Source organism: Nitrosomonas sp. (assembly GCF_040256045.1).
Taxonomy (GTDB): domain Bacteria; phylum Pseudomonadota; class Gammaproteobacteria; order Burkholderiales; family Nitrosomonadaceae; genus Nitrosomonas.
In genome coordinates this window covers 59,787-70,908 of record NZ_JBDZWD010000005.1, presented here as the reverse complement: position 1 = coordinate 70,908, position 11,122 = coordinate 59,787, and the positions used below count along the sequence as shown (strand labels likewise).

The 11,122-nt window shown below is 53.3% G+C and carries 7 protein-coding genes; 4 read left to right on the top strand and 3 right to left on the bottom strand.

What is annotated here, in order from left to right; all coding sequences use genetic code 11:
- Positions 1-42: 42 nt before the first annotated feature.
- Both ABUL11_RS02135 and ABUL11_RS02130 read right to left on the bottom strand, forming a co-directional pair.
- The gene (locus ABUL11_RS02135) at positions 43-267 is read right to left on the bottom strand and encodes a KilA-N domain-containing protein (protein ID WP_350282216.1); all 225 of its coding nucleotides are present in this window, start codon (positions 265-267) and stop codon (positions 43-45) included.
- A gap of 44 nt (positions 268-311) precedes the next feature.
- Complete coding sequence (locus ABUL11_RS02130) at positions 312-3,113, bottom strand: type I restriction endonuclease subunit R (protein WP_350282215.1); 2,802 nt, start codon at positions 3,111-3,113, stop codon at positions 312-314.
- A gap of 576 nt (positions 3,114-3,689) precedes the next feature.
- On the opposite strand from ABUL11_RS02130, the gene ABUL11_RS02125 reads away from it, so the two are divergent.
- Genes ABUL11_RS02125 through ABUL11_RS02115 form a run of 3 tightly spaced genes read left to right on the top strand, consistent with a single transcriptional unit; the run spans position 3,690 to position 7,701 of the window.
- Positions 3,690-4,238 (top strand): DUF2231 domain-containing protein, encoded by a 549-nt coding sequence (locus ABUL11_RS02125; protein ID WP_350282214.1) that lies wholly within the window; start codon positions 3,690-3,692, stop codon positions 4,236-4,238.
- Positions 4,231-5,565: a PQQ-dependent sugar dehydrogenase gene (locus ABUL11_RS02120; protein ID WP_350282213.1), complete on the top strand. Its 1,335-nt coding sequence runs from the start codon at positions 4,231-4,233 to the stop codon at positions 5,563-5,565. Before ABUL11_RS02125 ends, ABUL11_RS02120 begins: the two co-directional genes overlap by 8 nt.
- Before the next feature lie 9 nt (positions 5,566-5,574).
- Positions 5,575-7,701, top strand: coding sequence for a TonB-dependent receptor domain-containing protein (locus tag ABUL11_RS02115; RefSeq protein ID WP_350282212.1), 2,127 nt, complete (start codon positions 5,575-5,577; stop codon positions 7,699-7,701).
- Between the two features lie 91 nt (positions 7,702-7,792).
- Here the strand turns inward: ABUL11_RS02115 and ABUL11_RS02110 are convergent, their stop codons facing one another.
- Positions 7,793-9,805: an OPT family oligopeptide transporter gene (locus ABUL11_RS02110; protein WP_350282211.1), complete on the bottom strand. Its 2,013-nt coding sequence runs from the start codon at positions 9,803-9,805 to the stop codon at positions 7,793-7,795.
- A 337-nt stretch (positions 9,806-10,142) separates the two neighbouring features.
- On the opposite strand from ABUL11_RS02110, the gene ABUL11_RS02105 reads away from it, so the two are divergent.
- Positions 10,143-10,979 carry a hypothetical protein gene (locus ABUL11_RS02105; protein ID WP_502890017.1) on the top strand — a complete coding sequence of 279 codons (837 nt, stop codon included), beginning with the start codon at positions 10,143-10,145 and terminating at the stop codon, positions 10,977-10,979.
- Positions 10,980-11,122: the final 143 nt, after the last annotated feature.

Here is an 11,122-nt window from a genome sequence, read left to right as displayed (position 1 = left end):
GGAATGCCGTAACTACTTCACCAACTCCGGCTATGAATCTAACTAAACGAGAAATTCTCTAATTGTGGCGAATTCGCCATAATTAAAATCCGGGTTGTGCACCTGCTCCCAAATGCCCAGAAACTCAACGGTGTTGCGATTGCGAAGCCAGTCAGAGATAAAAAAGTCGCCGTCTTTGGCGCGAAGCATGTCGGTCAGGGAAATAAAATCCATGTCATTCTCCGAGTAGACCGTTACTGCTATGCCTTTTACATCCATTTTTGGCATAGTTTGTCCTTTTTAATCCAGATCATTTTGCAGGCTCAGACTCATCATGATGCCACCAGCCCTTCGGTCAACTGCAGGATTTCGTTGATTTCGGCCGGGCTGAACACACCACGGATGCCTTGTGGGTGGATGACCGTGAAGGGGGCGTTGATCAGGTCTCTCTTCTCCACTTTTTCGCGCTCGATGATGAAGTTCTTCAACAGATTGAGGAACTCCATCTGGCGGCTGGACAAGGTGGTGTGTGCCCGAATGAACTGATCGAACGCAGCGCTGACTTCGTCGGGGAAGCTCTGCAGGACTTCGATGCCGAGGATGTGGCGGATGAACTGGATAAAGCGCGCCTTGCGGTTCTTGTAGACCTGGCGCAGCAGGTCTTCAGTGATGTGCGGATGTTCTTCATGCAGCAGTTCGGCCAGTTGGTTAGCCTCCTCTGCACTCACCGTTTCGCCACTTTTGATCTTCTGCAGCACTGGGTTGTGCTCAGTGAGTTCGGTAATCAACGCTTCAACCATTTCGCGGTAGCGGCTGATACTCACCGCTTCGTGCTGAGGGCCAAACTCGACCCGTTCCTTGTTGTGCAGTATGTCGGTGAGATCCAGATGCACCGGACCCGGGCTGGCCATCTGCTCGCGGAATTTCATCAGCGGGCCGAGCTTGGCCACCAACTCATCAAAGGCCTCTTCGTCGGCCGTGACCCAGTAATGGCTGGCTTGTGCGGTGCGGATCAAGGCTTCTTCTTGCTTGACGAAGCTGACTGAGAGCGGCAATTCGCCGATCTGTTCGACGATGCCTTCTTTGAGCGTGTCGGCCTGCTCTTTGTCTTCGTTGAGTACGGCCAGCGAGTATTCGAGTACATCGCGTTCGAAGCGCATGGCCTTGAAATCAGCTTCCGATACGGTACGAAACAGCAGCTTGATTTCGGCACGCAAAAATTCCAGCTTCTGGGGCACGAGGTTGATCCAGAAGTTCTCTTCGTCCAGCCGGGCCAGAGCAGCGGCGGCTTCCTTGATCACTACCGACTCTTTGGGCAGCGCGGCAATCTGCAGGCGGAGCTTGATGATTTCACGCTCGGCAATGTCGTCATGGCCACTGGCAATGGCCTTGTCGATCTTGTCGAGGCGCAGACCGACCAAACGCACCGGCAGTGGCAACTGCGGTTTGAGTTCTTTGCCTTTAGGGTTGAGCTTGAAGTATTCGAAGTTGTCCCAGCAGTCGAGGATCAGGAACACCTCCTTTTCAAGGCACCAAGGCTTAGGTTTGCTGGTTTCCAGCAGGCGCGTGCCACGCCCGACCATCTGCCAGAACTTGGTGTAAGAATAGACTGGTTTGGCGAATACAAGGTTGACGATTTCGCGCACGTCAATGCCAGTATCGAGCATGTCCACGCTGATAGCGATGCGTGGCATGTCGTTGTGGGTGAATTGGTCGAGCAAGCCGCCCTTGCCATAGACGCGCGGATCATCCGACACCAGTACCTTGGCCAGCTCGCCGTGATACTGCGGATAGAGCTTGTCGAAGATTTCCTCGATGCGGCGGGCATGGGCTTTGGAAGCGCAGAAGAAGATCGTCTTGCCAGGAAGCACACCGTTGGTGTCCTTGATGCACTCTTCCATGAACTCCCTGACGATCAGGGTATTAGTGCCTTTGTTGATCACCTGCTTTTCGAGTTGGGTGCCTTCGAAGTTGATTTCTTCGACGTCCTTGCCCTGCAGGATGAGCTTTTTCTGGTCTTCCAGCGAGATGGTGCGCTTGCTGATGCCTTCCATCTGGAACCGGGTCTGGATCTTCATGACCTGGAAGTTGCAGAGGTAAGGCGGAATGTGATTGATCGCCTCTTCGAAGGTGTAGGCGAATGTGGGGATGCCATCCTCGCAGTGGAAGAGCTGGAAGGTGTTGTGATCGATGATGTCGGTTGGCGTGGCGGTCAGACCGAGGGTGATGGTCTTGAAGTAATCGAGGACTTCGCCATAGGTATTGTAGATGGAGCGGTGACTTTCATCTACGACGATGAAATCGAAGAAATGCGGCGACAGATGCTGGGTCTCGTCGCGGATGATGTTGAGCATCGTCGGATAGGTCGCCACATAGACGCGGCGATCCTTGGCGATTAGCTTTTCACCCACGTTGGGCCAGCGTGGTTCATTGGGCAGGTGTTCCTTGAACGCGGCCAAGGCTTGCTCGCGCAGGGCGATGCGGTCAACCAGGAACAGCACCTTCTCGGCATGGCCCGCACGCATCAGCGCATCGACCATGGCAATGCAGGTGCGTGTTTTGCCGGTGCCAGTGGCCATCACCAGCAGAAAGTCGCGTTTTTTCTGCTCGATGCCTTCGAGCACTGAACGAATCGCGCGAATCTGGTAATCGCGCCCCGCAATCGAGGTGTTGATGAACTCCTGCGTCAGTGGCTTCCGGTTGCGGCGAATGTAGGCAAAGCGTTCCAGATCGTCGCGCGTGGGAAAACCGACGACCTTACGGGGCGGTGCATTCTCCAAATCCCAGAAAAAGGTTTCGAGGCCGTTGGTGTAGAAGCAGAATGGCAGTTCGCTGCCTAGTTGTTTCTGGATGTTGTAACAGTACTGCTTGGCTTGCTCCCGGCCAAGCGCGGCATCTCGGAGGGTTTTTTTGGCCTCGATCACGGCCAGTGGCTTACCGTCTTTGCCCAGCAAGACGTAATCGCTGAACTGATGGCCCTGATATGGGGTGCGTGGTTCGGCCACACCCTCTGTTAGCACAGTGAGGATGTCGAATTCTTCGATAACCTGAGTCGGGTCTTTGACGTTCCAGCCTGATAACGCGAGTTGCTGGTCGATCAGGTCGGCTCGTGTTTGGGCTTCAGTCTCGCTCATCAATGACGAGCCTCTTCGTCGGTAGCAGATGTGCTGCGCTTTGCTATCGCTCGGCTATCACCAATAAGGCATACATTGTCCGATAGCCTGTATGATTCAATGTCTTGGCTTAGGCGTGGCAGATAAGGTAAATTTTGAGCCAAGTTAGGCCAAGTGATAACGTGTGCCACTGCGCACTCCCTTTTGTTGCAATTTGCCATTCTTAACCAGTTGCTCAACCGCACGACGCATACCTCACCCTTATGATGAAGTCATTGTTATTGTAACAAGACATCCATTTCTCTTTGATTCGTCCCGCAGTTTTATTCTCATTCACGATATGTCGAGCACCGAACATACCGCCACCAGCAATCTTGCTTTAAACAGGATAATAGGTGATTAAATTTGAACTCGTTCGATATCAAGGAAGCAACAACCTTTTTAGCACATCTTCCCTGGTTTTTAATCGCTGAATACGGCTGCTTTATCTCCTCCTGCGCCTGCGCTACTCTGTCACTTGCTTGCAAACGTCAGTACAGTAACGCGGTGTTCAACGATACCAGGGTAATGCACATGGGCCGGCTGGTAGCATGACGTTTGGAAACCGGCGCGGTCTATATTGAATTGAACGATCGGCTTGCGGTACCAAAAGGCAATGCAGATCGTCAGAATTATTATCCGTACTCAGTCATGTCGGAGGTTTCCATGCTCACATATCCCGTACAAACACGATCGCGGCTGGCACACACCGTGTTCGCGCTTCTCAACCCCATACCCTTTGGGCTCTTCGTCGCGGCGCTGATCTTCGATGCGATCTATGCCTGCAACGCCAACGTGTTTTGGGTCAAGTCGGCTGCCTGGCTCAATATGATCGGGCTGATCTTTGCAATCATTCCCCGCCTGATCAATTTGGTTCACGTCTGGATGCCCGCCAGGCGGAGTTCTCGTGTCGAGAAGCTGGACTTCTGGCTCAATCTTGTCGCCATCATCACAGCTATCGTGAACGCCTTTGTCCACAGCCGGGATGCTTATGGCGTCATGCCCGAAGGGGTCTGGCTTTCCGCGGTGACGGTAGCCCTGATCGCCATCGGTTTGATCGTCAGCGCGTTGCAACAAGCCACAACACCGGGAGGCCGCCATGAATAAAACATACATAGCCCAGGCATGTACGGTGGCACTGATGATGGTGCTGGCCGGCTGCGAAAAGGCAACCTATGAGCCTGCGCAGCAATCGGGTGCGAATCCTCCACTGCCCAAGGCGCAGAAGTTCTTCATTCCACCCATCCAGACTCCGGATAGAACGGGATGGGCGGAAGGTGAAAAGCCAACCGTCGCGGATGGGTTGGCGATTGAGAAGATCGCCTCCGGCCTGATGCACCCCCGGCAACTTCTGACCTTGCCCAATGGCGATGTGCTGGTGGTCGAAGCCAACAGCCCAGGCACCGTGCCTATCACCTCACCCAAGCAGATGATCGCAAGCATCGTCAAAGATCGCTCCGGCAAGGGGGGTAAGGGCGGCAACCGCATCACACTGCTGCGCAAGGCGGCCGGCCAGAGCGGCGAATGGGAAAAGTACATTTTCATCGAGAACCTGCATTCCCCATTCGGCGTGCAATTGATCGGCGATACACTATATGTCGCGAATACCGACAACATCATGAAATATCATTACACGCCAGGCGAGACGCGCATGTCCGACCCCGGCGTGGAGTTTACGGACTTGCCCAGTACCGTTAACCATCACTGGACGAAGGCACTGCTGGCCAGCCATGATGGCAAGAAGCTCTACGTCGGGGTCGGTTCCAACAGCAACGTAGCTGAAAACGGCCTGGATATCGAATACCGACGTGCAACCGTGCTCGAAGTCGATGTGCAATCGGCGGCCAGCCGCATCTATGCGTCTGGCATCCGAAACCCTACGGGACTGGGCTGGGAGCCAACGACCGGCAAGCTCTGGGCGATCGTTAATGAGCGCGATGAAATCGGCGCGGACCTGGTACCCGACTACCTCACCTCGGTCCAGGAAGGCGGGTTCTATGGCTGGCCATACAGTTACTACGGACAGCATGTGGATCAGCGCGTGCAGCCGCAGCGCCCGGATCTCGTGGCCAGGGCCATCCGCCCGGACTACGCCCTGGGCTCGCACGTGGCACCGCTGGGGCTGTGGTTCTATCAGGGCCGCAATCTGCCGGAGAAATACCATGGTGGGGCCTTCATAGGCCAGCATGGAAGCTGGAACCGTACCCCATTGAGCGGGTACGACGTTGTCTTTGTGCGCTTCAAGGACGGCAAGCCCGAGGGGGTGCCGGAACCGATCGTCACCGGCTTTGCGTCGGCTGATCAGAGGACCTTGAAGGGCGCACCGGTAGGCCTGGCCGAAGACGCTGAAGGTGCTTTGCTCATCGCGGATGATGTGGGCAATACCATCTGGCGTGTCACGGCGCGCGGCACCGACACATCCGCACCGCGTTGAGACGATACCGTGCGCTTTGCCAAGCCTTTCTGCGTGACTTCACGTATGGGAGTTTTGGCCTTGCTTCCTCTATTTCCGAGCATAGCTGCGGCCCAGGAGATGCCCACCACGACGCTTGCACCCGTCGTAGTACAAGCGACTCGATTGGGAGCATCGATAGCTGATACACCGGCGTCTGTCGATGTGATTGACGGACGCCAGCTCCGCGCGCGCCAGCCGGGTATCAACCTGTCCGAAGGACTTGTCAGCGTGCCAGGGCTGCAGCTACAGAATCGTCAGAATTACGCGCAAGACCTGCAGTTGTCGATTCGCGGCTTCGGTGCCCGCTCCAGCTTTGGCGTGCGCGGGGTACGCCTTTACGTAGACGGAATTCCCGGGACCATGCCGGACGGCCAAGGGCAGACTTCCAACATCGATATTGCATCAGCGGATCGCGTGGAAGTGCTGCGCGGCCCATTCTCGGCACTATATGGAAACTCCTCCGGCGGCGTAGTACAGGTGTTTACCGAAGAGGGTTCAAGGCCGCCGCAATGGATTGCCGATATATCGGCCGGCAGCTATGAAACCAGACGTTATGGATTGCGCGCCTCCGGCGCCACTGAAAGCGCTCTGGGCCTGATCGACTATAACGTGAGCGCCAGCCACTTCACCACCGGGGGATACCGGGACCACAGTGCTGCACGCAAGAACCTCGGCAACGTAAAGCTTGGGGTGCAGCTTGATGATGCGAGCCGGTTGACGATCATCGCCAACGGCGTAGACCTGATTGCGCAGGATCCGCTGGGGCTAACCCGTTCACAGTTCGAATCAAATCCCCGGACCGCAGCCATACAGGCCAAGACTTTCAATACGCGCAAGACGGTCCAGCAAACACAGGGGGGATTGGTCTATGAGCGGGATATCAACGCGAACCATTCGCTGCGCGCCATGCTGTACTACGGCCAGCGCAGTACCGTACAGTACCAGGCGATTCCGGTAGCTGCGCAACAACCACCCGGCAGTGCCGGCGGGATGATAGATCTCGCGCGCAGCTATGGTGGCGTGGATCTGCGCTGGACGTCTCGGCTGTCGGTGGCCGGTCGACCACTGACACTCATCGCTGGCCTGTCGTACGACAGTATGGTCGAGCAGAGAAAGGGATACGAAAACTATACGGGAAGCCCTGACGCGCCGACATTGGGTGAGCGGGGAAACTTGCGGCGCAATGAAACCAACCGCGTCTATAACCTGGACCCGTACCTGCAGCTGTCATTGCAAGCCTCTCCCCAATGGGCGGTGGATGCAGGCTTGCGCTACAGCACGGTGTCTTTTGATTCCAGCGACCACTATATCGTCCCAGGCAACCCGGACGACAGCGGCGGCCTGCGCTATCGCAAGGCATTGCCCGTTGCTGCGATGCGCTACACGCCGGCGAGAAGCACCATGCTCTACGCATCGTATGGCCGAGGATTCGAGACCCCGACTCTCAATGAATTGTCATACCGGCCAGATGCACAGCCGGGGATGAATTTCGGCCTCAACCCCGCCCTGAGCGACAACTTCGAGTTGGGTGCCAAGAAAGAAGTTGCCGGTGGATTGCTAACCGTAGCGATCTTTCGCAGCGATACGCAGGACGAGATCGTGCCCGCCACCAGCCTGGGCGGACGCACGTCGTATCGCAATGCCGGCCGAACACGGCGCGATGGCGTAGAGCTGGGATGGAGCGCGCGATTCGCTGGCGATGCCCGTGTCCAGTTTTCCTATTCGTGGCTCGACGCCCGCTATCGGGAATCCGTATCCGACGCCATTCGCGCAGGCCATCGGATTCCAGGCACAGCCCGCCAAGCCGCTTACGCCACGATGGCCTGGGAGCCGAGAGAAGGCTGGCAAGCTGGCATCGAGGGCAGGTACCTTGGGAGCGTTGCCATCAATGATGCTAACTCCGACGCCGCACCTGCGTATTTCATCGCGGCACTCAGCACCGGCTATGTCTGGCGTGCGGGATCGTGGCAGGGACGCGTATACGCCCGAGCGGACAATCTCTTTGACCGGCGGTATGCGGGCTCGGTCATCGTGAATGAAGGAAACGGACGGTATTTCGAGCCTGCACCTGGTCGAAACTGGAGCGCTGGCATAGGAGCTACCTACACGTTTTGAAAGGAGCAAGTCGATGTTATCGAAACGCCTTGAAGGCAAAGTCGCCATCGTCACGGTCCAAAACACGATCAGCAGGCTTTTCAACGACCTGCTATGCACCGGTATCGTATTTGTTCAGCTCCGCTATTTGTAATCCACTCCGCATAATCCAGCGATACAGTGTGGTTAATAATAGTAAGAACGCGATACCCCCTAACCATAGCGAGAGCGTAGAAACACTATCATCTACCAGTGCTAATGGAGCGTCACTGCCAGAAAATGCAATACCGGCTGCCAGTACGACACCCATCAGACTTTCACCTACGATTAGTCCGGATGCCAGTAATACTCCCAACTGTTTGATGATATCGGCCTGGGGGGCAAATTTTTTTCTAGCGTGATAATTGAATACAGTGCCTATCAAAGCACCCGATACCACCATTAATGTAGTTGATGTTGGCAGATAAATTCCCAGTCCTACACCCAAGGGGGGCAGTTTGGCTCGGGTGCTAGTGTGGGCGAGTAGCTCGTCAATAAGCACCGCCATGATACCAATCATCGCTCCCACCCCAAGCAGATACCAGTCGATATTGCTTTCGATTACACCCTGAGCTAACGCAGAAATCAAACCCGCTTGTGGTGCGGGCAATGCACGCACGGGGTCAGCGTCTGGCGCGCCCAAAAAACTGTAGGCTTCACCCAGCAAATCCAGCACTGGCGGGATGATGACTGCGCCGGCAGCCACACCAATTACCAATGCCACTTGTTGTTTCCAGGGGGTAGCTCTTACCAATTGTCCAGTTTTGAGATCTTGCAGGTTGTCATTGGCAATTGTGGCACCCGCAAAAATGATTGAAGTGGCAAATAGAGCGTATGCTACCAGTGCTCGTACTTCATCACCAGGATACAAATGCCCGAGACCGAGCATTAGCAGTAACGAAACCACGATGACAACCAGAATGCCAATTCCCGATAGGGGACTATTGCTGGAACCGATCAACCCGGCCATATAACCACACACGGCCGCTACCAGAATGGTAATCAATAAAATAAAAAATGCAGTACCTGCAACTAATGGGATCACATGGGCGTGTAATCCACTGGTATGGATAAAATGTATCAGCAACCAAATGATAGGTATCATCGTGACGACAACTACCAATCCCACAATGGAAATGGGAATATCGAATTCAGTACGGGGCAAGGTTTTCGTATGCCTGACCCTACGTAGACGGGTTGAGTGCCAGGCATCCTGCAAGCCGCTAATGACAGGTCGCACCAGTTTAATGAGCGCCCATACCGCCGCTACACCAATAGCGCCTGCTCCCAAAAAGCGTACCTTCTCTGACCAGACAGCTTGTGCCAATTCAATAACCGAGTTGTCTGTTGTCTCAAGTAGGGCACTGTAATGAGGGACCGCCCAACCCCATCCCACTAATGCTCCCACCAGCATGGCCAAACCAACCCACAAGCCAACCAAATGTCCCACAGCAAACAATGCCAGTGACAGGCTGAAGTCAAATCCTGTCACGCTGCGTACACCTACACTGAAGTAATGCGAAATGGAAGCAGCAAATAATTTGGTTGCTTCGATTACGGCAAATGTCGCTGAGCTGATGCTTCCGATGATTAGAGCCCGTAATCCAGCACGGCTGACAGCTTGATCGCTACCACTATCACTGGATCGATTAGCCACAGTGCCAACTTTTAACACCTCGGCACAGGCCACACCTTCGGGATAGGGCAAGTCTGAATCAGTCACCAGCGCGCGTCGTAATGGAATGGTATACATCACGCCTAACACCCCGCCAGTCAGACAAATACCGAATGTCATCCAGAATGGAAAATCCTGCCACCAGCCAATCATAACCAGACCAGGCAACACAAAAATAATTGCTGATAACGTCCCCGCTGCTGACGCTACCGTCTGTACGATGTTATTTTCCTGAATGGTCACATGCTGAAATTTGCGTAGTATTGCCATCGAAATCACTGCAGCCGGAATCGATGTGGCAAATGTGATCCCCGCCTTTAGACCGAAAAAAATGTTAGCCGCAGTAAATATCAGTGTAATAAGAATACCAACAGCAACGCCACGCAGCGTGAATTCGGATTGAGGTGCCATAGAGTCTGAGTTGATTGATGGATATGCTCACAGGTTCGTTTATTCGCACCCTATTATCTTGTTGTATCGCAGATCATAGAAGATCACCTAATAAAACGTTATTACATTTCGGCTTTGCTTAATTTGGTAGACCGCACATTTTTTCTTGAAATCTCGCATCATATTTACTTCTACCAGCTCGTGTTTGATCTTGGATAGCTCTAGTTTAAGTTTACCCAGCGTGCTGGCGTTTAACTCTTGGGTCTGCATAAACCCAGTCCTTTATTATCCCTTTGGGGTGTTAATCTACTTTCTTTAAGGGTCATGACCCCAAATTTTTCATTCTGCCTGTTTCGCCATGTCACGAATAAATACAACCACGGTACCCTATATTTATCCGAGCCACTTAAAACCTCTGCTGGATGATTTGCCCCGGAATCATGGTGTATACCTTTTCTTTGGAAGAACTGAGCTACCTCTTTATATCGGCAAGAGCATCAGTATTCGCTCCAGGGTTATGAATCACTTCCGAAACCCGGATGAGGCTTCATTACTAAGACAAATTATCCGCATAGACTATCAACTCACTGCGGGTGAAATTGGTGCATTACTGCTGGAATCAGCGTTGATCAAGAAATATCTGCCGATTTATAACAAAAGATTGCGACGAACCAGAACGCTATGCTGCTGGCACTGGCAGAATAATAAGCTTCATCTCAAAAATATGAATGAGGTGGATATGGTCAGGACAGATAATCTTTTTGGCCTGTTTCGCAGTAGCAGAATCGCCAGAGATACACTCATTCAACTGGCAGATACGAACAGACTGTGCCTGACAACCCTGGGGCTGGAAAAATCGACTAAAGGCAGGCCATGTTTTCGTTCCATGATTCGTTTATGTGGCGGAGCTTGCTGCGGGAGAGAATCTATTGATGATCATACTGCCAGAGCCATTACCGCTCTGGAAGGTATTCGTCTCCAAAAATGGCCATTTGATGGAGCAATATGTATTCGGGAAAATCATGCTGAACTGGAACAGTATCATGTGATCAAGGACTGGTACTATCTAGGCAGTGTTGAGACAATCCAGATGGCACAAAAACTAAATAAACCAACGCCTCATCTGGATTTGGATACTTACAAAATTTTGATCAAACCAATCCTGTCAGGACAAACTGAAATCATTCCACTATGAAATAAATCTTACGCTGATGACGGAATACAACCGTCCGATCTCTATCCAGATAGGTGGATCTATTCTGATTTCCATGTATACCGGTGTTTGTACTGGTTTCCCTGGACCGGTGGCAATACCCCTTTTAAATCAGCGGATATATC

Bases quoted from the DNA above. Each gene is read 5' to 3' on its own strand.
- ABUL11_RS02105 (WP_502890017.1), top strand. From the start codon at position 10,143: ATGTCACGAATAAATACAACCACGGTACCCTATATTTATCCGAGCCAC.
- ABUL11_RS02110 (WP_350282211.1), bottom strand. From the start codon at position 9,805: ATGGCACCTCAATCCGAATTCACGCTGCGTGGCGTTGCTGTTGGTATT.
- ABUL11_RS02135 (WP_350282216.1), bottom strand. From the start codon at position 267: ATGCCAAAAATGGATGTAAAAGGCATAGCAGTAACGGTCTACTCGGAG.
- ABUL11_RS02120 (WP_350282213.1), top strand. From the start codon at position 4,231: ATGAATAAAACATACATAGCCCAGGCATGTACGGTGGCACTGATGATG.
- ABUL11_RS02130 (WP_350282215.1), bottom strand. From the start codon at position 3,113: ATGAGCGAGACTGAAGCCCAAACACGAGCCGACCTGATCGACCAGCAA.